Genomic DNA, 22,347 nt, shown 5'->3' with positions numbered 1-22,347 from the left:
GCCTGCACTGTTTTCGCTGCATTGACATGGTATTTAAGTGGTATTAGCTTGCGATCACTACCGGGCGACAACACTCCAATAACCGCATCGGAAACCGACACGATGAACCCCATCCTGGCCCTGCGCCCCGACGATAAACAATCGACGCCGCTGTACCTGCAACTGGCCCGCAACCTCGAAGCCGCGATTCATGCCGGCCAGTGGAAATCCGAGCAGGCTTTGCCGTCGGAACGTGCCCTCAGCGAGCAACTGAGCATTTCCCGGGTGACCGCCCGCAAGGCGCTGGAAGTGCTGTTCGAACAAGGTCTGATCCGTCGCAGCCAAGGCTCCGGAACCTTCATCACGCCACGCCTGGAACAACCGCTGTCGCGCCTCTCGGGCTTCAGCGAAATGCTCCGGCTCAAGGGCTTTGTGCCGACGTCCCAGTGGCTGGAGCGCGACATCACCCCGCCGACCCATGAAGAATTGATTCGCCTGGGCCTGTCACCCAGCGACAAAGTCGCGCGGCTCAAGCGTTTGCGTAAGGCCGACGACACGGTGATGGCGATTGAAATGACCGCCATGCCCGCCTCCGTCCTCCCCCACCCGCAGGCCATCGGCAATTCGCTGTACGAATACCTGGAAAGCATCGGCAAGCCCATCGTGCGCGCCCTGCAACACATCCAGGCGATCAACGCCTCGGACGAGTTCGCAGCCCTGGTGGGCATCGCCCCCGGCACCGCCATGCTGCTGATGACCCGGGTGGGCTACACCGCCGACAACACCCCGATTGAAATCACCGACACCTACTGCCGCAACGACTACTACGACTTCGTCGCAGAACTGCGCCGCCACGACTATTCCGCTGAACTGCGAATTTAGAGAACTGCCCATGTCCGAAGACAATATCCTCACGCCACACGGCTGGATTCGTGGCCGCCTGGTGCACCAGCACGGCAAGGTCACTGCCTTAGAAGGCAGCCCGTGCAACCCGGCTGACAACGACCTGCCGTACCTGCTGCCAGGCTTTATCGACCTGCACGTACACGGCGGTGGCGGCAAAGACATTATGGAAGGCACCGACGCCTTCCACACCATCACCCGCACCCACGTGCGGTTTGGCACCACCTCGCTGCTGGCCACCACCATGACCGCGCCAGTGGATGAGATTTCCCGCGTGCTCGGCGAAATCGGCACCTATTGCGAAAGCCGCCCGACCGGCACCGCTCGTGTCCTGGGCGTGCACCTGGAAGGCCCCTACATCAATCCGGGAAAACTCGGCGCACAACCGAACTTCGCCCACACCGCCTTGATGGCCGAAGTCGAAGAATACCTGCGCCTGGCGCCGATCCGGGTGATCACCATTGCTCCGGAAATCGCCGGCCATGACGGCCTGATCCGCGCCCTCAGCGAACGTGGCGTGCGCATGCAGATCGGCCACACCCTGGGCAGCTATGAAGAAGGTGTCGCCGCCCTCGCCGCCGGGGCCACCAGCTTTACCCACTTGTACAACGCCATGAGCCCGCTGCATCACCGCGAGCCCGGCATCGTCGGTGCGGCCCTGGCCCACGCCAAATACGCCGAGTTGATTCCCGACCTGCTGCACGTGCACCCCGGTGCCATGCGCGTGGCGCTGCGCTCGATCCCGTGCCTGTACTGCGTCACCGATTCCACCGCCGCCGCCGGCATGCCCGACGGCGAATACAAGCTGGGCAGCCACACCGTGACCAAGTGCCTGGGCGGCGTCCGCCTGGCCGATGGAACGCTGGCCGGCAGCACCCTGACCATGGACCAGGCGTTGCGCAACCTGGTGAAGATCGGCCTGCCGATCAGCGAAGCCTCACAACGCCTGTCGCAATTTCCTGCGGACTACCTGGGCCTCGAAGAACGCGGTCGCCTGCAACCCGGCAGCTTTGCCGACTGCGTGCGCCTGGACCGCTCCCTGCACCTCACCGACGTAATGGTCGAAGGAGAAACCATTGACTTCAAAAATGCTTGAAGAGGCCCTGGCCTCCTGTGAGGCCGTCGAGGCTCAACTGCAACGCCTGGACCCGCTGCTGGTGGAAGTCGCCGGCCGCCTGCGTCGCCAGCCACCGCAAGTGGCGATGACCATCGCCCGTGGCAGCTCGGACCACGCCGCCAGTTACTTCGCCTACCTGACTATGCAACATCTGGGGATTCCGGTGGCGTCGCTGCCGATGTCGGTGGTGACCATGCTGCAATCGCCGCTCAAGGTCAGCGGGCAAGTGGCGTTCGGTTTCTCCCAGTCGGGACAGAGCCCGGACCTGGTCAACAGCCTGCGCCTGTTGCGCAAGCGCGGCGCCTTGAGCATCTCGATGGTCAACGCCGAAGACTCGCCACTGGAAGCCGCCTGCGAATTCCATGTGCCGCTGTGCGCCGGGCCGGAACGCAGCGTCGCCGCCACCAAAAGCTTTATCGCGACCCTGAGCGCCAGCGCCCAGCTGATCGGCCACTGGAATCAGGAAGACGAGTTGCTGCAAGCCTGTAAGGCACTGCCCGAAGGTTTGCGTGAAGCCGCCAGGCAAGATTGGAGCCTGGCCATCGACGCCCTGCGCGACTGCCAGCAACTGATGGTGATCGGCCGTGGCGCCGGTTTTGCCATCGCCCAGGAAGCCGCGCTCAAGCTCAAGGAAACCTCGGCGATCCAGGCCGAAGCCTTCAGCAGCGCTGAAGTGCGCCATGGCCCGATGGCTCTGATCGATGACAACTACCCGCTGCTGGTTTTCGCGCCCCGTGGTGCCGAACAAGCCGGCCTGCTGAGCCTGGCCGCCGATATGCGCCAGCGCGGTGCCCGCGTGCTGCTGGCCGCTCCCGATGACATCGCCGAGCGCGACCTGACTCTGAGCCGCGCCGAACACCCGGCCCTGGACCCGATCCTGGCGATCCAGAGTTTCTACGTGATGGCCGCCGGTTTGGCAGAGGCCCGGGGCATGGACCCGGACCAACCGCGTCACTTGAGCAAAGTGACCCGCACCCACTGAGTTGATTGCAGCGTTTTCCTGATGAGTACCGTGCCCATGTCCCACAATAATAAAGACCTCACCCTCAGCGCTCCCCTCAGTGGGCCGGTGCTGACCCTGGGCGACGTTCCCGACGAAGTGTTCGCCAGTGGCGCCATGGGCGACGGCATTGCCATCGACCCGCTCAACGATTGCCTGCACGCGCCGTGTGATGGCGTGATCATCCACGTCGCCCGCACCGGGCATGCGCTGACCATTCGCGCCGATAATGGCGCTGAATTGCTGATGCACGTGGGCATCGACACGGTGGAATTGAATGGCGAAGGCTTTGCGCTGCTGGTCAAGCAAGGTGCGCGCGTCAGCAAGGGCCAGGCACTGGTGCAGTTTGATCTGGACCTGATTGCGCGGCAGTGCAAAAGCCTGGTCAGCTTGATCATCCTGACCAACAGCGAGCTGTTTGAGCTACGGCCGATCACCTTGAAAACAGTGAAGGTCGGCGAGCCGCTGCTGCATGTGGTTGCACGGTTGGCCGGTGCAGCGAAAGTGATTGATGAGTCGGTCACCGAAGCCAGCGCGACCATTCGCATCACCCATCGTGGCGGCCTGCATGCGCGCCCCGCTGCCTTGATCCGCAAGACTGCACAGGCATTCAGCAGCCAGTCGCAGCTGCATTTCGCTGGCAAGTCGGCTTCGTGCGACAGCCTGATCGGCTTGATGGGCCTGGGGATTGGTGAGCAGGACGAGGTGCAGGTCACCTGTCGTGGCAAGGATTGTGAAGCGGCGCTGCAAGCACTGATCGCTGCGCTGTCGGTGGAAGTTGGCGAAGCGCATCACGCTCCAGTGGCCGTCGCCCCACGCCGCGCGAATACCGAAGCCGGAGTACTGCAAGGCGTGTGTGCCGCGCCGGGGTTGGTCTGCGGCCCGTTGTTCCGCCTGAACGGAATCGAGCTGCCGATGGACCCGGGCAACAACGCCCCGGATGAACAGCTGCAGCACCTGGACAGTGCCCTGGAACAGGTGCGTAGCGAAATCCGCCACACCCTGGACCAGGCCCGTCTGCGCAAGGATGTGGAGGAAGAAGAGATCTTCGCCGCCCACCTGGCCCTGCTGGAAGACCCTACGTTGCTGGAGGCCGCCACCGCCGCCATCGAACGGGGCAGCGCCGCCACTCACGCCTGGCGCGATGCGATCCAGGCCCAATGCGCGGTGCTGCTGGCACTGGGTAAACCGTTGTTCGCCGAACGCGCCAACGACCTGCGCGACTTGCAGCAACGCGTGCTGCGGGCGTTGCTGGGCGAGGCCTGGAATTTTGATTTGCCGGCCGGCGCTATCGTCTCGGCCCATGAGCTGACCCCATCGGATCTGCTGCAACTGAGCAATCAACACGCCGCCGGTATCTGCATGGCCGAAGGCGGCGCGACGTCTCATGTGGCGATTCTAGCGCGGGGTAAAGGCTTGCCGTGCGTGGTTGCACTGGGCACTGAATTGCTTGATGTGCCCCAAGGCCAGCGCGTGGTGCTGGATGCCGCCAACGGCCGCCTGGAGCTGACGCCGGATGATGCGCGCCACGCCCAGGTTCACCAGTTGCGCGATGCACAGAAACTGCGGCGCCAACAGCAGCACGCGGAGGCTCAAGGCACCGCCAGCACTCAGGATGGCGTGCGTATTGAAGTGGCCGCGAATGTCGCCTCCAGCGTCGAAGCCCAACTGGCCTTCGAGAATGGCGCCGATGGCGTCGGCCTGCTGCGCACAGAATTTCTCTTCGTCGACCGCCGCACCGCGCCCGACGAGCAAGAGCAGCGCCAGGCCTACCAAGCCGTACTGGATGCCATGGGCGACAAATCCGTGATCATCCGCACCATCGACGTCGGCGGCGACAAGCAACTCGACTACCTGCCGCTGCCGTTCGAGACCAACCCGGTGCTGGGCCTGCGGGGCATTCGCATGGCCCAGGTACGCCCGGAACTGCTGGACCAGCAACTGCGTGCCCTTCTCCAGGTCAGCCCGCTGGAACGTTGCCGCATCCTGCTGCCAATGGTCAGCGAAGTCGACGAACTGCTGCACATTCGCCAGCGCCTCGATGAACTGTGCGCCGAGCTGGAACTGACCCAACGCCCGGAACTGGGGGTGATGATCGAAGTGCCCGCGGCGGCGCTGATGGCCGAACAACTGGCCGAGCACGCGGACTTTCTGTCCATCGGCACCAATGACCTATCGCAGTACACCCTCGCCATGGACCGCGACCACGCCGGCCTCGCCGCCCGGGTCGATGCCATGCACCCGGCGCTGTTGCGGCTGATCGCCCAGACGTGCATCGGCGCAGCCAAGCATGGGCGCTGGGTCGGTGTGTGCGGGGCGCTGGCGTCCGACCCGCTGGCCACGCCGGTGCTGATCGGTCTGGGCATCAGCGAGCTGTCCGTCAGCCCGCCGCAAATCGGAGAAATCAAGGACCGTGTCCGTCACCTGGACGCAGCCCAATGCCGGCAACTGAGCCAAAGCCTGCTTAACCTGAGCAGCGCCAAAGCCGTTCGCCAAGCCTGTCAACACCACTGGCCGCTGAGCTGAAAACAACAAGAATAGGGAGACACGCCGTGTACCAATATTTTATCGAAGGGCTGCAACGCCTGGGCCGTGCACTGATGCTGCCGATCGCGATTCTGCCGATCGCCGGCCTCCTGCTGCGACTGGGCGACACTGACCTGCTGAACATCGCGGTGATGCACGACGCCGGGCAGGCGATCTTCGCCAACCTGGCGCTGATCTTCGCCATCGGCATTGCCGTGGGTTTTGCCCGCGACAACAACGGCACGGCGGGCCTGGCAGGCGCCATCGGTTACCTGGTGATGGTCTCCACCCTCAAGGTGATGGACGCCAGCATCAACATGGGCATGCTCGCGGGCATCGCCAGCGGCTTGATGGCCGGTGCGCTGTATAACCGCTTCAAGGACATCAAGCTGCCGGAGTACCTCGCATTCTTTGGTGGGCGACGGTTTGTGCCGATCGTCACCGGGTTCTCCGCGGTGGCGCTGGGGGTGATCTTTGGTTTGATCTGGCCACCCGTGCAGCAAGGCATCAACAGCTTCGGCGTGCTGCTGATGGAAAGCGGCAGTTTTGGTGCGTTCGTGTTTGGCGTGTTCAACCGCCTGCTGATCGTCACCGGCTTGCACCATATCCTCAACAACATGGCGTGGTTTGTGTTCGGCACCTTCACCGACCCGACGACCGGCGCGGTAGTGACCGGCGACCTGACTCGCTATTTTGCCGGCGACCCGAAAGGTGGGCAGTTTCATGACCGGCATGTTCCCGGTGATGCTGTTCGGCCTGCCGGCGGCGTGCCTGGCGATGTACCGCAATGCACTGCCGGAGCGGCGCAAGATCATGGGCGGGATTTTCCTGTCGATGGCGTTGACCTCGTTCCTGACCGGGGTCACCGAGCCGATCGAATTCGCCTTCATGTTCCTCGCGCCGTTCCTGTACCTGGTGCATGCGCTGCTGACCGGGTTGTCGATGGCGATCACCAACATGCTCAACATTCACCTGGGCTTTACCTTCTCCGGTGGGTTTATCGACATGGTGCTGGGTTGGGGTAAATCCACCAACGGCTGGTTGGTATTCCCGGTTGGGCTGGCGTATGCGGTGATCTACTACAGCGTGTTCAACTACTGCATCCGTCGCTTCAATTTGAAGACGCCCGGGCGCGAGGATATTCAAGTCGCGCAGGCTGAGGCCATGACCGATAACCAGCGGGCCGGCGCTTACATTCGCGCGCTGGGTGGTGCAGAGAATCTGCTGAGTGTGGGTGCTTGCACGACGCGTCTGCGGCTGGACATGGTGGATCGCAACAAGGCGGTGGATGCCGAGCTGAAAGCACTGGGTGCCATGGCGGTGGTTCGGCCGGGCAATGGCGGGAGTTTGCAGGTAGTGGTCGGGCCGATGGCGGACAGCATTGCCGATGAGATTCGGTTGGCGATGCCTTCGTATGTTGCGGCACCTGCGGTGGTGGTAGCGCCTGTTGAGAAGAGCACACCGGTGAATGTGCATGAGGCCGAGAAATGGCTGAGTGCGCTGGGCGGTCGGGCCAATGTATTGCAACTGGATGCGGTGGCGATGACGCGGCTGCGAGTGGAGCTGGGGGATGGTTCGGTGTTGTCGGAATCCCAACTGACTGCGCTAGGTTGCCAGGGGGTTAGCCAGCTTGAGAGTGGGGTTTGGCACTTGCTGATTGGTGACAAGGCTTCGGGGTTGGGTGAGGCGTTGGAGCGGTTGGTCAGTGGCCGTGAGGTTGGGGTAAAAGCCTGAATCTTTGCTGAGCATCAGGGCCCCTTCGCGAGCAAGCCCGCTCCCACATTTTGATCGGTGCCCGTCATGGCAACGCGGTCAAATGTGGGAGCGGGCTTGCTCGCGAATGGCCCTCACAGGCGCCGAATTACTCAGGCTCAGGCACCTCATACAAGTCCAGCATCCGATCCACCATCATTTGAATCCCCTCCAGCATCCGACAAATCCCCAGCGCCACATCACGGTGAGAACCGTCGACTTCAAACGCCAGATGAACCGTCAGCGCCTGCACTGAGGCAAGGTCCTGAGAGGCGTTGGCCAGCAGGGTTTCGCTATCCAGATTAGGTACAAGGGTGAATAACTGATCGGCAGGTTGACTCGTCGCCTGACGGGCTGCAGCTTGAAGCGAGGCTATGGAAGATGAAGTGTTTTCGTTGACCATCGTGAAGCTCCGAGAAGAATACGCTCCTAGTGATGTTTACGAGCTTGCAGTCCCGGTCACTGAATTGGCAGCGACTGGCGAAGGTTAGAGAGGCAGGTTCCGAGGGACAACCTGAAAGACTTGTCAGAAAAATCCGAGTCGCTCCGACGAGCCAGCTCCCACATTTGATCGTCACCAGGCATGGCAACGCGGTCCAATGTGGGAGCCGGGCTTGCCCGCGATGAGGCCCTACAGGCAACAAAAAACCCGCTGACCAAACTGGCCCAGCGGGTTTCTTGTTTTCACAACCAGCGAATCAAAAATCCGCCAACTGCCACACCTCATACGCCGGTGTCTCGTACGGATGGCTCAGTTTCAACGCAGCCACTACAGCCACGATCAACTCATCCGCCACCACCAGCTCAACCTTCCATTCTTCAACCACTTCAAGCTGCCCCACCTGCCCGATAAACGGTTGGCTGCCGTCCATCGCGCGGAATTGGCCCTGGCCCAGGACCTGCCAGGCGCAGCTGTCGTAGTTGCCGATGCGCCCGCCGCCGGCTGCGAAGACGGCGGTTTTCACCGTCTCCACGTGGCTGTCGGGCACAAAGAAGCTGAGCTTGTACACCGACTTAGTTCACCCAGACGCGAGCGTTACGGAACATGCGCATCCACGCGCCGTCTTCGTTCCACTCTTCCGGGCGCCACGAGTTCTGCACGGCGCGGAACACACGCTCCGGGTGCGGCATCATGATGGTGACGCGACCGTCGCGGCTGGTCAGCCCGGTGATCCCGCGCGGCGAGCCGTTCGGGTTGGCCGGGTAGCCTTCGGTGACCTTGCCGTGGTTGTCGACAAAACGCAGGGCCACAGTACCGGACAGGTCGGCTTCCAGCAGTGCTTCTTCGCTGGCGAATTCCGCATGGCCTTCACCGTGGGCGATGGCGATTGGCATGCGCGAACCGGCCATGCCCTGCAGGAAGATCGAGTTGGATTCCTGCACCTGAACCATCGCAACCCGGGCTTCGAACTGCTCGGAACGGTTACGCACGAAGTGCGGCCAGAACTCGCTGCCCGGGATCAGTTCGCTGAGGTTGGACATCATCTGGCAACCGTTGCACACACCCAGGGTGAAGCTGTCGTTACGCTCGAAGAAACCCTGGAACGCGTCACGGGCACGGCTGTTGAACAGGGCCGACTTGGCCCAGCCTTCACCGGCACCCAGTACGTCGCCGTAGGAGAAACCACCGCAGGCAACCAGGCCTTTGAACTCGTTGAGGTCAACGCGACCGGCGAGGATGTCGCTCATGTGCACGTCGATCGCATTGAAGCCGGCCCGGTCGAACGCTGCCGCCATTTCCACCTGGCCGTTGACGCCCTGCTCACGCAGTACGGCCACTTGTGGGCGGATGCCTTTCTTGATGTAAGGCGCGGCGATGTCCTGGTTGACGTCGAAGCTGAGCTTGGTGCTCAGGCCCGGGTTGTCTTCTTCCAGGATCACGTCGAATTCCTGCTCGGCGCAGTCGGCGTTGTCGCGCAGGCGCTGGATCTGGTAGCTGGTCTCGGCCCACTGGCGTTGCAGCAGGCGGCGCTGGCCTTCAAACACGGTTTCGCCGTTGAAGACGATGTTGATTTCACCGTTGTTGATCGGCTGGCCAATCACGGCCACGCAGTCGCCCAGGCCAGCGGCGCTGAACTGTGCGAGTACGTCCGGGGTTGCGTCCTGGCGAACCTGGATAACGGCGCCCAGCTCTTCGTTGAACAGGATTGCTGCGATGTCAGCGGAAGTTTCTGCCAGGCCATCGAGGTTCAGGCTCAGGCCGCAGTGACCGGCGAAGGCCATTTCCACGGCGCTGGTCAGCAAACCACCGTCGGAACGGTCGTGGTAAGCCAGCAGGTGGCCGTCGGCGTTCAGGCCCTGGATCACGGCGAAGAAAGCTTTCAGGTCTTCGGCGTCGTCGACGTCCGGGGCCTGCTTGCCGAGCTTGCCGTGCACCTGGGCAAGGATCGAGGCACCCATGCGGTTCTGGCCGCGACCGAGGTCGATCAGGATCAGGTCGGTGGTGCCCTTGTCCATGCGCAGTTGCGGGGTCAGGGTCTGGCGAATGTCGGTGACTGGCGCAAAGCCGGTAACGATCAGCGACAGCGGCGAGGTGACGCTCTTGTCCACGCCTTCATCGTTCCAGCGGGTGGCCATGGACATGGAGTCCTTGCCCACCGGAATGGTGATGCCCAGCTCAGGGCACAGCTCCATGCCGACCGCTTTCACGGTGTCGTACAGGCGCGCATCTTCACCCGGGTGACCGGCAGCGGACATCCAGTTGGCCGACAGCTTGATGTCGGAGATCTTGGCAATACGCGAAGCCGCGATGTTGGTCAGGGTTTCGCCGATGGCCATGCGGCCCGACGCCGGGGCGTCCAGCAGCGCCAGCGGAGTACGCTCGCCCATGGCCATGGCTTCACCGGTGTACACGTCGAAGCTGGTGGCGGTGACGGCAACGTCAGCCACCGGGACCTGCCACGGGCCGACCATTTGATCACGGGCAACCAGACCGGTGATGGTGCGGTCGCCGATGGTGATCAGGAAGCTTTTGCTGGCAACGGCCGGGTGGTGCAGGACGCGCTCCACGCAGTCGGCGATGGCCAGGGTCGATGGATCGAAATCGTCGCCCAGTTCGTTTTCACGCACGGCCGAACGGTGCATGCGCGGGGCTTTGCCCAGCAGCACTTCCAGCGGCATGTCCACAGGGCTGTTGCCGAAGTGGCTGTCGGTGACCGTCAGTTGCGGCTCGGCAGTGGCTTCGCCGACTACCGCAAACGGGCAGCGCTCGCGCTCGCAAATCGCCTGGAAGCGTTCGAAGTCTGCAGGACCTACCGCCAACACGTAGCGTTCCTGGGATTCGTTGCTCCAGATTTCGTGCGGGGCCATGCCCGGCTCGTCGTTTGGAATGTTGCGCAGTTCAAAACGGCCGCCACGGTCGCCATCGTTGACCAGTTCCGGGAAGGCGTTGGACAAGCCACCTGCGCCGACGTCGTGGATGAAGCTGATGGGGTTTTTGTCACCCAGTTGCCAGCAACGGTCGATGACTTCCTGGCAACGGCGTTCCATCTCAGGGTTTTCACGCTGTACGGAAGCGAAGTCCAGGTCGGCCGAGCTGGTGCCGGTGGCCATGGAGGAAGCGGCGCCGCCACCCAGGCCGATCAGCATCGCCGGGCCACCGAGGACGATCAGCTTGGAGCCGACCAGAATCTCGCCTTTCTGTACGTGTTCGGCGCGGATGTTGCCCATGCCTCCTGCCAACATGATCGGCTTGTGGTAACCGCGCACTTCATCGCCACGCGGGGTGGTGATGGACTGTTCGAAAGTACGGAAGTAGCCGGTCAGGGCCGGACGCCCGAATTCGTTGTTGAACGCGGCGCCGCCCAGCGGGCCTTCGATCATGATGTCCAGCGCGGTGACGATGCGCTCAGGCTTGCCGTACGGCACTTCCCACGGCTGTTCGAAGCCCGGGATCTGCAGGTTGGACACGGTGAAGCCGGTTAGGCCAGCCTTTGGCTTGGCGCCACGACCGGTTGCACCTTCGTCGCGAATCTCGCCGCCGGAACCGGTGGCTGCGCCCGGGAACGGGGCAATCGCGGTCGGGTGGTTGTGGGTCTCGACTTTCATCAGGATGTGCACCGGCTCCTGCACCGCGCCGTACTGGCGGGTTTCAGGGTCCGGGAAGAAACGGCCGGCGACAGAGCCGACGATGACCGAGGCGTTGTCCTTATAAGCCGACAGAACGCCTTCGCTGTGCATCACGTAGGTGTTCTTGATCATGCCGAACAGGCTTTTTTCCTGGCTCTGGCCGTCGATGTCCCAACTGGCGTTGAAGATCTTGTGGCGGCAGTGCTCGGAGTTCGCCTGGGCGAACATCATCAGTTCGATGTCGTGCGGGTTGCGCTTCAGGCCGATGAAGGCGTTGACCAGGTAGTCAATTTCGTCTTCGGCCAGGGCCAGGCCCAGCTCGGTGTTGGCGGTTTCCAGGGCGGCACGGCCACCACCGAGCACGTCAATCGCGGTCAGCGGCTTGGGTTCGGCGTGGCTGAACAGACCGGCGGCCTGTTCCAGCTGGCTGACGATGATCTGGGTCATGCGGTCGTGCAGGCTGCTGGCGATCAGCTCGGCCTCGGCCTCGCTGAACTGGCCTGCTACATAGAAGGCAATCCCGCGTTCCAGGCGCTGGATTTTTTCCAGGCCGCAGTTGCGGGCGATGTCGCTGGCCTTGCTCGACCAGGGCGAGATGGTGCCGAACCGTGGCAGGACCAGGAACAAGCGGCCGTTAGGCTCTTGGACAGGAACGCTGGGACCGTACTTCAGAAGGCGCGCCAGCACTTGCTGTTCGTCGGCGGTCAAAACGCCAGTAACGTCGGCGAAGTGAGCAAATTCAGCATACAAGCCACTGACAGAAGGTACCTTCTGGCTCAGTTGCTCAAGGAGTTTGCTGTGGCGAAAGGCAGAAAGGGCAGGAGCGCCGCGCAGGATCAACATCTTCGGGACAGCCTCGGGAAGGGGGTGTGCTTTGAGGCCGTGCATTCTAGCGTAAACCGTCGCCAACGGCACCCGAAACGGCACCAGTGGCCGCAGCCGGACGTCAGTTGGCATAAATCGCACGATATCATATGGCCATACAGGCTATTCCGGGCAGTTATTTTAACCGTCACAATCGGCTGCCAAGCCCCGTTTCTGCGGGCTGCAGCCAAGGTTTACGGGCGCTAGCAGACAAGTGCCCCGCTGTCGAGATATGGCGCCGAGGGTCCTTTGCGTATACTGCGCAGATGTTCTCCCCTACTGCTTTACGCCCGCGATGCGCCAAATGGCTCTTCGTTACCGGACTCTTCCTGCTGCTCAGTGCGTGTGTGGATAAACCCAACACCCTCGAGCGAATCAAGGAGGATGGCGTATTGCGGGTGGTCACCCGAAACAGTCCGGCCACTTATTTCCAGGACCGTAACGGCGAAACCGGCTTCGAATACGAACTGGTGAAACGTTTTGCCGACGAGTTAGGGGTAAAGCTCGAGATCGAGGCGGCCGACAACCTGGATGACCTGTTCTCGCAGATCGGCAAACCCAACGGCCCGGTACTGGCCGCCGCCGGCCTGGTCAGCAGTGAGCAGCGTCGCCAGCAAGTGCGTTTCTCCCACCCTTATCTGGAAGTGACCCCGCAGATCATCTACCGCAACGGCCAGTCCCGGCCGACCACCGCGGCAGACCTGGTGGGCAAGAAGATCATGGTGCTCAAGGGCAGCACCCACGCCGAGCAACTGGCGCAGCTGAAAAAACAGTTTCCCGGGATTGAATACGAAGAATCCGACGCCGTTGAGGTGGTCGACCTGCTGCGCATGGTGGATGAGGGCCAGATCGACCTGACCCTGGTGGACTCCAACGAAGTGGCGATGAACCAGGTGTACTTCCCCAACGTGCGGGTGGCCTTTGACCTCGGTGACGCCAGCCATCAAGCCTGGGCGGTCGCCGCCGGTGAAGACAACAGCCTGCTCAACGAGGTCAACAACTACCTCGACAAGGTGGAAAAGAACGGCACGCTGCAACGCCTGAAAGATCGCTATTACGGGCACGTCGACGTACTCGGCTACATGGGCGCCTACACCTTCGCCCAGCATCTGCAGCAGCGCCTGCCCAAATACGAGAAACACTTCCGGGCCTATGCCAAGGAAGAAAAGGTCGACTGGCGCCTGCTGGCGGCCATCGGCTATCAGGAATCACTCTGGCAGCCGGCGGTGACCTCCAAGACCGGCGTGCGCGGCCTGATGATGCTGACCCAGAACACGGCGCAGGCCATGGGCGTGTCCAACCGCCTGGACGCCAAGCAGAGCATCATGGGCGGCGCCAAGTACCTGGCCAAGATCAAGGATGAGCTGGACGACAAGATTGCCGAGCCGGACCGCACCTGGTTTGCCCTGGCGGCGTACAACGTCGGCACCGGCCATTTGGACGACGCGCGCAAGCTGGCCGAAAAAGAAGGCCTGAACCCGAACAAGTGGCTGGACGTGAAGAAGATGCTGCCGCGCCTGTCGCAGAAGCAGTGGTACAGCAAGACGCGGTATGGCTATGCCCGTGGCGGTGAGCCCGTGCATTTTGTGGCGAACATCCGGCGTTACTACGACATTCTGACGTGGGTGACGCAGCCGCAACTGGAAGGCAACCAGGTGGTCGAAGGCAACCTGCATGTGCCGGGTGTGGACAAGACCAAGCCGACGGAAGAAACCCCGCCGCTGTAACTCCCCAATTATCCAAACACCAAAAAAACCAATGTGGGAGCGGGCTTGCTCGCGAAGGCGGTGGTTCAGCCAGCACATGTATTGACTGACACACCGCCTTCGCGAGCAAGCCCGCTCCCACATTTGATCTTAGTCGTCTTATAGAGCGGTGTTCAGGCCGGTAAGCAGGTGCACCACCCCACCCGCCAACACCATCACGCCCGGCACGCCTGCCGCCTTGAGCGCCTGCGCATCCAACCGCCCCGCATCCTGCAACTGCACCCGCACCCGGGTCAGTGCTACCCGCTGCTGCGACTTGAGATTCTCCGCGCCTCCCAGCGCATTCAGCACTGCCGGGGCCAACTGTGTTTCGCTCACTGGAGCTGCCTGCGGCGTTTCAAGCACCAGATCCGGCGTCAGGGCCTTCCAGAACGCCCGCTGAAATTTCTCGAACATGTCAGTTCTCCACAACCAATGAGGTTTCAACGGTAGCCGCGTGGTACAGGCGCAAGGCCTCGCGAACCTGCGACGCTTCTTCCAGGCCCAGCACCTGGCGGGCGATGGATTGGCAATCCGCCAGGTCCAGCTCGCGCACGGTAGCCTTGATGGTCGGGATCAGCGGCACGCTGACCGATAACTCATCCACCCCCAGCCCGATCAGCACCGGCACTGCCAGCGCTTCAGACGCCAACGCCCCACATACGCCGACCCACTTGCCATGGGCATGGGCCGACTTGACGGTGGTGGCGATCAGGCGCAGTACCGCCGGGTGAAAGCTGTCGGCCTGGCTGGCGAGGCGCGGGTGATCGCGGTCCATGGCCAGGGTGTATTGGGTCAGGTCGTTGGTGCCGATGGAGAAGAAATCCACCTCCGGCGCAAACAGATCGGCCATCAACGCCGCCGATGGCACTTCGATCATGATTCCCAGCTTCGGCAGTTCCGTCAGCCCCAGGGCCAGCGCTTCCTCTTCAAGAATCTGCCGTGCCAGGCGCAGCTCCGAGAGCAGGCTGACCATCGGCAACATGATGTGCAGCCGGGCGAAACCGGCACTGGCGAGAATCGCACGGAATTGTTCACGCAACAGTTCCGGGCGCTCCAGGCACAGGCGAATCCCGCGCAGGCCAAGGAACGGGTTGGTCTCGCTGTCCATCGGCACATAGGCCAACGGCTTGTCGCCACCAACGTCGAGAGTGCGCACCACCAGATTGCGTTGCGGCCCCAATGCACGGGCGATGGCGCTGTAGGTGCCCGCCTGCTCCTCGGGGCTCGGCGCGCGGTTGCGGTCCAGGTAGAGGAACTCGGAACGCAGCAAACCAACGCCTTCGCCCCCCAGGGACAATGCCTGCTCCACCTCCTGCAACGATGCGACGTTGGCCGTCACTTCGACGTGATGACCGTCGCGGGTCGTGGCGGGCAACGACGCCTGCTCCACTTCCCGCTGGCGGCGCAGCACTTGTTGTTGGCGGCTGGCTTGCAAGTGTTCGATCTCGGCCAGGTCCGGGTCCAGGTGCAACTCGCCCTTGTCGGCATCCAGCAGCACTTGCTTGCCGTTGGCCAGTTCCAGCACCTGCGCCGGCACCCCGCAGATGGCCGGCAAGCCAAGGGCGCGGGCGAGAATTGCGACGTGGCTGGTAGCGCCGCCGCCCACCGTCACAAAACCCAGCACCTTGCGCGTGTCGAGGCTGGCGGTTTGCGAGGGAGTCAGTTGTTCGGCAATCAGGATTGCCTGCTCCGGCAAATCCCAGGCGCTGTCCTGAACCCCGAGGATCAATTTCAGTACCCGCTGGCCAACGTCTGCCAGGTCGGCAGCGCGCTCGGCAAGCAAGGCGTTGCCCAGGCCCTGGAAGAGCGTGGCGGTGGCCTCGGTGGCGCTGTTCCAGGCGAAGGCCGCGCTCTTGCCCTGGTCCAGCAGGTCGCGGGTTTGTTCCAGCAGGGCCGGATCGTCCAGCAACTCCTGATGGGCGCGGAAGATCTCGGACTGGGCAGTGCCGACGGCCTTTTCCTGCAGGGCTTGCAGCGCCTGATTGGCGTTGTTCAGGGCATGGGTCAGGGCCGCACGTTCCAGCGCTTCACCTTTGCCGGTCTCTACGAACGTCAGTGCCGGCTCCTTGACCTGCACCACCTGGCCGAACGCCGAACCGGGCGAGGCGCACACGCCGCGCAGCAAGGTCGCCGATGAATCAGGCGCCACGGGTGCAGCGCCAGGTTGAGGAGCCGCGACGGTTTCGCCGCAGCCTTCGGCCAGCAAGGTCACCAGCGCCTGGATCGCCGCTTCGGCATCCTCGCCAGCCGCGCTGACTTGCAAGGTGTCACCCTGCACCGTTTGCAATGCCATGATCCGTACCAGCGACTTGGCGTTGGCGCTCTCGGTTTGCTTGTGCAGGTAAATACTCGCCTTGAAGCCTTTGGCCGCCTGCGCCAGCACCGCCGCCGGGCGCGCATGCAGGCCGTTGGCGTTGGGCAAGGTCAGTGGCCTGGAGAACAGGGCGTCACCCTCCTCGTCTTTCACCTCGTCGGCAACGGCTTGCGGCGTGACTCGCAGCAGTGGCTGCCCCACGTCCACCAGGACCTGCTCGGGCGTCAGCAGCTTGAAGGGCTCGCCACTGACCACCAGCATCAGGGTCAGCAAACTACGGGCATTGAGCGCCACGTAGTCGGCATCGAATTCAATCAGCGGTTGCCCGGCTTCCACCCGCTGGCCTTCCTCGACCAATCGGGTGAAACCCTTGCCCGCCAGGTTCACGGTGTCCAGGCCGATGTGCATCAGCACCTGGACGCCGTTGTCATCGGTGATGCTCACCGCATGACCACTGTCCTGGATATTGCTGATCACCCCGGCCAGTGGCGCGCAGAGGGTCTGCGAGGTCGGATCGATGCACAGGCCATCGCCGATCAGGCGACTGGAGAACACCGGATCAGGCACCTGGTCCAGGGCGAGCAGCACCCCGGACAATGGCGCCAGCAATTCCAGGGAATGGGTTGTGGTCATGACTTCACCTGCTGTTTGGTTCTGTAAAAATCATTGGGCATCGACGGCTTTATTTCCACCAGTACTCAACCTGCACACCAAAGTTGGAGCCATGCAACGCCGAGCCATAACTGCCGGTGTCGGACAACGCCGAACCTGCCGCCAGTTCATTGGCCGCACGCTTGGCCGCTTCGTTCCAGGTCGCGTAGGTGTAATACAGGCGCACTTCCGGTCGTGCCCAGAAATCCGGGCCTTTGGGCGACCAGGTCGGGGCGAACGTAAATTTGCTCAGCTTGCGCGTGCCACCGGTAGCCTCGACCTGATCATGACCCAGTTCGGTGACCAGCTTGAACTGTTCGGAAATCGCATAGGCCGGGCGCACGCCCAGCGACATCCAGGTCTGATCCTGGCTGCCCGGGCGAATATCCTTCTGGTACACGGCCTCGATCTGCCCGCCAAACCGTGGTGTCACTTGCCAGTCGAAGAACTCCACTGCGCGGTAGCTCTTGCTGCTTTTATCGAGGAACGTATCGCCGGTGTAGCCGAGGCCGGTGCCGGGGCCTTCGCCGTACTGCAGGGCAAATTTGTTGCGCCCGCCGAGGAAGGGTTTCTGCACATGCTGGGCGGTAATGGCCCAGCCGCTGTTGGTGTCACGGCCACCGGCTTTTTCGATATAGCTCAAGCCCAGTTCCAGCTCGCCGCCGGGATTGGTCTTGAAGCCGGCCACGTTAAAGTCGTGACGGGTGGCGTATTCCTTCTGGTACAGGTTGTCCTTGCGGGAAAGCGCGTAGCTGTATTTCAGGTCGCCGATTTTCACGTCCTCGATACCGCCGCCCGTGGCGCTCTGGTTCCAGTAGTAGAAGTCGGAGATATGGATGTCGTTTCGTTTGTAGTAGCGCCGGCCGGCCCACAGCGAACCGCCGTTGAGGCTGGGGATGTTCGACCACTGCGCATACATCTGCGGCATGCGTGCCGAGCCGTTGTCTTCGCCCTGGAACTTCAGCGCCCGGTCGTACTTGTTGTACAGCGAAGCCATGGCGTCGACGCTGAACACCGAGCCGTCGTCGAGGGTCAGCAGGTCCTGGCGCAATTCGAGTTCGGCGTACTGCTCGCACTCGTTGCCCAGGCGGTATTTGGATTGTGCACCCGGCAACTGGAAGCACTGCTGCTTGCCACTGCCGGTTGAAGTCCCCGCACCGCTACGCAAGTAGCCGGCAAATTCCAACGCCTGGGCTGCCATCGGCAAGGTCAGGCAGGATGCAACGAGGCCCAGCTTTATTGTTGTTTTCATGAAGCACTCCGATATTTTTATTATGTTTTTTTAAGCGCCCCGGCTCTCCCACGCCGGGGGTAAAGCGGGTCTCAGTCCTTGAGATGCAGCACAAACGATTCATACGGGCGCAGCGAGACCTGGCTCGAGCGCTGTGGGCAGTCGTTGTAGTTGCTGATCAGCAGGCGTTGCTCACTCGCCGCCGTCAGCAGGCCATCGGGCAGTTCGATCTGGCATGGCGTGCCGTAGAAGTTGTTCAGCACCAGCAGGCGTTCGCCGTGGCCTTCGCGCAGGTACGCCCAGACCTGGGTGTGCTGCGGCAGCAGTTGGCGATAAACGCCTTCCTGAATCAGCGGCTCATGCCGACGCAGCTTGATCAGCGCACGGTAGTGATGCAGTACCGATTGCGGGTCATCCAGCTCGCTTTGCACGTTGATCTGCGCCGCGTTGGCCGGGATGCCGATCCACGGTTCGCCGCGGCTGAAGCCGGCGTTTTGCTCGGCGTTCCATTGCATCGGTGTGCGGCTGTTATCGCGGGACTTCTGCATGATCGCCGCCATGCTCGATGCCTCGGACTCACCGGCCTCACGCTTGAGCCGATAGATGTTCAGCGTCTCGACATCCCGGTATTGGTCGATGGTGTCGAAGCCCGGATTGGTCATGCCCAACTCTTCGCCCTGGTACACGAAAGGCGTGCCCTGGAGGAAGTGCAGCGCAGTGGCGAGCATCTTCGCCGAGACCACGCGGTGCTCGCCGTCGTCACCAAAACGCGAGACCACCCGCGGCTGGTCGTGGTTACACCAGAACAGCGCATTCCAGCCGCCACCGGCCTGCATGCCGAGTTGCCAGTCGGACAGAATCTGCTTGAGTTGCAGGAAGTCGAAGTCGGCCGCGACCCACTTCTGCAGGTTCGGATAATCGACTTTCAGGTGGTGAAAGTTGAAGGTCATCGACAGCTCTTTCGACTGTGGATTCGAATAACGAATGCAGTGCTCAAGGCTGGTGGACGACATCTCACCGACGTTGATCAGGTCATGCCCCTCGAACACTTCGCGGTGCATTTCCTTCAGGTATTCATGCACGTTCGGGCCGTCGGTGTAGAAGCGCCGACCGTCGCTGTTGTCTTCCGGAAAATCCGCCGGCTTGGAGATCAGGTTGATCACGTCCAGGCGAAAACCGCCCACGCCCTTGTCGCGCCAGAAGCGCATCAGCTTGAACACTTCGGCGCGCACCTTGGGGTTGTCCCAGTTCAGGTCGGCCTGGGTGTGGTCGAACAGGTGCAGGAAGTACTGGCCGGTCTGCGCCTCGTATTCCCAGGCCGAGCCGCCGAACTTGGATTCCCAGTTGTTCGGCTGGTCGCGCCAGATGTAGAAGTCGCGGTACGGGTTGTCGAGGCTGCTGCGGGCCTGCTGGAACCACTCGTGTTCGATGGAGGTGTGGTTGACCACGATGTCGAGCATCAGCGTGATGCCGCGCTTGGCGGCTTCGCTGATCAGCAAGTCGCAATCGGCCATGGTCCCGTAGCTCGGGTCGATGGCGTAGTAGTCACTGATGTCGTAGCCGTTGTCGCGCTGGGGCGAACGCAGGAACGGGGGTGATCCACAGGCAGTCGACGCCCAGCCACTTCAGGTAATCGAGCTTGTCCACGATGCCCAGCAGGTCACCGGTGGCGTTACCCGCGTGGCTGTGGAAGCTTTTGGGGTAGATCTGGTAGATCACCGAATGTTGCCAGTTTTGCATGACGGGTTCCTTCAATCTGGAAATGCGATCAACTGTGGGAGCTGGCTTGCCTGCGATAGCGGTAGATCAGGCGACCCGGTATCCGGGCCGGACAATTTTCATGCTCAACACACAGGTCAAAACAAACGGCACGACAATCGCGACGACCATGCCGATGACAAAACTTGGGATGTACTGCGGGATGATCGAGATGAACCCGGGCAAGCCACCCACGCCAATCGCCGAGGCCTGCACCTTGTTCAGCGAGAGGAAAATACTGCCCAGCGCCGAGCCGGTCAGCGCCGCGTAGAACGGAAACTTGAAGCGCAGGTTGACCCCGAACATCGCCGGCTCGGTGATGCCGAAGTAGGCGGAAATCGCCGAGGTGGACGCCATGCTCTTGTCCCGCGCATTGCGGCTCATGTAGAACACGCCGAGCGCCGCGCTGCCCTGGGCCAGGTTGGACATGACGATCATCGGCCAGATAAAGGTGCCGCCCTGGGTGGAGATCAGTTGCAGGTCCACGGCGAGGAACATGTGGTGCATGCCGGTGATCACCAGCGGTGCATACAGCAGACCGAAGATTGCGCCGCCGACCATCGGCGCCAGGTCAAACAGGGTGACCACGCCTTCGGTGATCAGGATGCCGAGGTGGCGGGTCACCGGGCCGATGATCGCCAGCGCCAGTACGCCGGTGACGACGATGGTAGTGATCGGCACCACCAGCAACTGAATGGCATTCGGCACCCGTGCCCGCAGCCATTTCTCAATCACGCTCATCACGTAGGCGGCCAGCAGGATCGGCAGGATCTGGCCCTGGTAGCCAACCTTCTCGATCTTGAACCAGCCGAAAATATCGAAGTACGGCAGGCTCTGGCCGTCGAGGCCGGCGACCGCCTTGCCGTAGTTCCAGGCGTTGAGCAGATCGGGGTGCACCAGCATCAGGCCGAGGACAATGCCGAGGATTTCACTGCCACCAAAGCGCTTGGCCGCCGACCAGCCCACCAGTGCCGGCAGGAACACGAACGAGGTGTTGGCCATCAGGTTGATCAGGCTCCACAGGCCATCCAGGTTCGGATAGGCGTCGAGCAGGGTCTTGTCCGCGATGAACATGCCCTTGGCGCCCATCAGGTTGTTCACCCCCATGAGCAAACCGGCAATGATCAGCGCCGGCAAAATCGGCATGAACACATCGGAGAACACCCGCACCAGGCGCTGCATCGGGTTTATTTTGTCGGCGCTTTTCTGTTTCACGTCCGCGATGGTCGACGCGGCGAGGCCCGTTTGCTCACGCAGGGCGGCGTAGACTTTTTCCACTTCGCCGGGGCCGATCACGATCTGGAACAGGCCGCCGGTGAAGAACGAACCCTTGACCAGGTCGACCTGGTTCAGCTCGCCGCTGTTGGCCAGGCTCGGGTCCTTGAGGGCCAGGCGCAGGCGGGTCACGCAGTGGGCAGCTTGCTCAAGGTTGTCGCTGCCGCCGAGGTTCTTGAGAATCTCGCGGGCAATATTCGGATAGTCGTGGCTCATGCTTGGTATCCACTCTGGTTTTTTTTATTGGGCGGTCATAGGCAGCACGCCGAAGCCAAAAGTACTCGTCTGTACGAGTTAAAGCAATAACTCGTATGTACGAGTTTGAAAATGATTAATTTTCTGTTTTTTGAGTCAGAAATTTCCGAGTTCTACAATGGGTTGCATGGACAAACCCCATCGCTGCCACTAAGGTTCCTGCCTTGAACGCCAACGCGGCACAGAGCCCTTCCCCATGAGTAAATACAACCAGATCTATACCGATCTGCTTGCCAGCATCACCACCGAACGCCTGCAACGCGGCACGCGCCTGCCCTCCGAAACCGAACTGATGGACGCCTACCAGGCCAGCCGTGGCACGGTACGCCGGGCGATCGAGCAATTGCAGGAGCGTGGGTTCGCGCAAAAGATCCACGGCAAGGGCACCTTCGTGCTGTCACCCAACCCCATCGAGTTCCAGCTCGGCGGTATCGTCAGCTTTCGCGAGACCCATGCCGCCCTCGGCGACGACGTCAGTACCGAAGTGGTGGAGTTCAGCCAGTTCCCGCTGGAAGGCCCGTTGATGCAACACATTGAGGCCGAAGCTGGCAGCCTGATTACCCGGGTCAAACGGGTGCGGCGGATCGACGGCAAACGGGTGATCCTCGACATCAACCACTTCGTCGCCGACCTGATACCGGGGCTGGATCGGGAGATTGCCGAGCAGTCGATCTATGCGTTTATCGAACAGACCTTGCAGCTGCAGATCAGCTATGCCCAGCGCACCATCGAAGCGCTGCCACGGGGAAAGGACGACCAGACACACCTGGACCTCGAAGGTCAGAGCCATGTGATCGTGGTGAGCAACCAGACGTTTTTGCAGGATGGACGGCAGTTCGAGTACACCGAGTCGCGGCATACGCTGGATAAGTTTTACTTTTCGGATATTGCGCGGCGGTAGACAAA

13 protein-coding genes and 2 pseudogenes are annotated in these 22,347 nt (G+C 62.0%); 7 read left to right on the top strand and 8 right to left on the bottom strand.

From position 1 onward, the window contains the following. The first annotated feature begins 102 nt into the window (after positions 1 to 102). The 5 genes and pseudogenes from QF039_RS01430 (at position 103) to nagE (ending at position 7,259) form a co-directional block, all read left to right on the top strand. A complete protein-coding gene (locus tag QF039_RS01430) occupies positions 103 to 861 on the top strand; it encodes a GntR family transcriptional regulator (RefSeq protein WP_003209609.1) in 759 nt (252 codons plus the stop codon). A 10-nt stretch (positions 862 to 871) separates the two neighbouring features. Continuing rightward, entirely contained in the window at positions 872 to 1,978 is a 1,107-nt protein-coding gene (gene nagA / locus QF039_RS01425) for an N-acetylglucosamine-6-phosphate deacetylase (protein ID WP_307516654.1), read from the top strand. Continuing rightward, a complete protein-coding gene (locus QF039_RS01420) occupies positions 1,959 to 2,981 on the top strand; it encodes an SIS domain-containing protein (RefSeq protein WP_023659131.1) in 1,023 nt (340 codons plus the stop codon). Before nagA ends, QF039_RS01420 begins: the two co-directional genes overlap by 20 nt. A gap of 36 nt (positions 2,982 to 3,017) precedes the next feature. Continuing rightward, positions 3,018 to 5,525 (top strand): phosphoenolpyruvate--protein phosphotransferase, encoded by a 2,508-nt coding sequence (ptsP, locus tag QF039_RS01415; protein WP_307516651.1) that lies wholly within the window; start codon positions 3,018 to 3,020, stop codon positions 5,523 to 5,525. Between the two features lie 74 nt (positions 5,526 to 5,599). Beyond that, positions 5,600 to 7,259, top strand: a pseudogene (gene nagE / locus QF039_RS01410) (N-acetylglucosamine-specific PTS transporter subunit IIBC). Positions 7,260 to 7,386: 127 nt separating this feature from the next. On the opposite strand, the gene QF039_RS01405 reads toward nagE, so the two are convergent. From QF039_RS01405 to purL, 3 genes are all read right to left on the bottom strand, one after another. Further along, on the bottom strand, positions 7,387 to 7,680 hold the full coding sequence (locus QF039_RS01405; protein ID WP_177020415.1) for a DUF6124 family protein: 294 nt from the start codon (positions 7,678 to 7,680) through the stop codon (positions 7,387 to 7,389). Between the two features lie 295 nt (positions 7,681 to 7,975). Then, entirely contained in the window at positions 7,976 to 8,287 is a 312-nt protein-coding gene (locus QF039_RS01400) for a YqfO family protein (protein WP_177067665.1), read from the bottom strand. Positions 8,288 to 8,291: 4 nt separating this feature from the next. Next, the gene (gene purL, locus QF039_RS01395; protein ID WP_177116663.1) at positions 8,292 to 12,188 is read right to left on the bottom strand and encodes a phosphoribosylformylglycinamidine synthase; all 3,897 of its coding nucleotides are present in this window, start codon (positions 12,186 to 12,188) and stop codon (positions 8,292 to 8,294) included. Positions 12,189 to 12,475: 287 nt separating this feature from the next. On the opposite strand from purL, the gene mltF reads away from it, so the two are divergent. Then, on the top strand, positions 12,476 to 13,936 hold the full coding sequence (gene mltF, locus QF039_RS01390; RefSeq protein ID WP_087695124.1) for a membrane-bound lytic murein transglycosylase MltF: 1,461 nt from the start codon (positions 12,476 to 12,478) through the stop codon (positions 13,934 to 13,936). Positions 13,937 to 14,074: 138 nt separating this feature from the next. Here mltF and QF039_RS01385 read toward each other — a convergent pair whose 3' ends face one another. The 5 genes and pseudogenes from QF039_RS01385 to treP form a co-directional block, all read right to left on the bottom strand. After that, positions 14,075 to 14,371, bottom strand: coding sequence for a PTS transporter subunit EIIB (locus QF039_RS01385; protein WP_307516647.1), 297 nt, complete (start codon positions 14,369 to 14,371; stop codon positions 14,075 to 14,077). A gap of 1 nt (position 14,372) precedes the next feature. Then, the gene (ptsP, locus tag QF039_RS01380) at positions 14,373 to 16,904 is read right to left on the bottom strand and encodes a phosphoenolpyruvate--protein phosphotransferase (protein ID WP_307516645.1); all 2,532 of its coding nucleotides are present in this window, start codon (positions 16,902 to 16,904) and stop codon (positions 14,373 to 14,375) included. 49 nt (positions 16,905 to 16,953) lie between these two features. After that, positions 16,954 to 18,174: a carbohydrate porin gene (locus QF039_RS01375; protein WP_087695126.1), complete on the bottom strand. Its 1,221-nt coding sequence runs from the start codon at positions 18,172 to 18,174 to the stop codon at positions 16,954 to 16,956. Positions 18,175 to 18,245: 71 nt separating this feature from the next. Continuing rightward, positions 18,246 to 19,893 (bottom strand): annotated as a pseudogene (gene treC, locus QF039_RS01370) (alpha,alpha-phosphotrehalase). Between the two features lie 66 nt (positions 19,894 to 19,959). Next, positions 19,960 to 21,402: a PTS system trehalose-specific EIIBC component gene (gene treP / locus QF039_RS01365; protein ID WP_008438268.1), complete on the bottom strand. Its 1,443-nt coding sequence runs from the start codon at positions 21,400 to 21,402 to the stop codon at positions 19,960 to 19,962. Positions 21,403 to 21,637: 235 nt separating this feature from the next. Here treP and treR point away from each other — a divergent pair, with 235 nt between their 5' ends. Continuing rightward, complete coding sequence (gene treR / locus QF039_RS01360) at positions 21,638 to 22,342, top strand: trehalose operon repressor (RefSeq protein ID WP_003209636.1); 705 nt, start codon at positions 21,638 to 21,640, stop codon at positions 22,340 to 22,342. Positions 22,343 to 22,347 lie beyond the last annotated feature (5 nt).

This window comes from Pseudomonas sp. W2I6, assembly GCF_030815935.1.
Taxonomy (GTDB): Bacteria; Pseudomonadota; Gammaproteobacteria; order Pseudomonadales; family Pseudomonadaceae; genus Aquipseudomonas.
Note: the sequence above shows the minus strand (reverse complement) of the source record. Positions and strands in the feature narration are given on the sequence as shown.

What these genes read in the sequence shown, in the direction of transcription:
- QF039_RS01430 (WP_003209609.1), top strand. Translation starts at nt 103, where the DNA reads ATGAACCCCATCCTGGCCCTGCGCCCCGACGATAAACAATCGACGCCG.
- nagA (WP_307516654.1), top strand. Translation starts at nt 872, where the DNA reads ATGTCCGAAGACAATATCCTCACGCCACACGGCTGGATTCGTGGCCGC.
- ptsP (WP_307516651.1), top strand. Translation starts at nt 3,018, where the DNA reads ATGTCCCACAATAATAAAGACCTCACCCTCAGCGCTCCCCTCAGTGGG.
- QF039_RS01405 (WP_177020415.1), bottom strand. Translation starts at nt 7,680, where the DNA reads ATGGTCAACGAAAACACTTCATCTTCCATAGCCTCGCTTCAAGCTGCA.
- purL (WP_177116663.1), bottom strand. Translation starts at nt 12,188, where the DNA reads ATGTTGATCCTGCGCGGCGCTCCTGCCCTTTCTGCCTTTCGCCACAGC.
- mltF (WP_087695124.1), top strand. Translation starts at nt 12,476, where the DNA reads ATGTTCTCCCCTACTGCTTTACGCCCGCGATGCGCCAAATGGCTCTTC.
- QF039_RS01385 (WP_307516647.1), bottom strand. Translation starts at nt 14,371, where the DNA reads ATGTTCGAGAAATTTCAGCGGGCGTTCTGGAAGGCCCTGACGCCGGAT.
- ptsP (WP_307516645.1), bottom strand. Translation starts at nt 16,904, where the DNA reads ATGACCACAACCCATTCCCTGGAATTGCTGGCGCCATTGTCCGGGGTG.
- QF039_RS01375 (WP_087695126.1), bottom strand. Translation starts at nt 18,174, where the DNA reads ATGAAAACAACAATAAAGCTGGGCCTCGTTGCATCCTGCCTGACCTTG.
- treP (WP_008438268.1), bottom strand. Translation starts at nt 21,402, where the DNA reads ATGAGCCACGACTATCCGAATATTGCCCGCGAGATTCTCAAGAACCTC.
- treR (WP_003209636.1), top strand. Translation starts at nt 21,638, where the DNA reads ATGAGTAAATACAACCAGATCTATACCGATCTGCTTGCCAGCATCACC.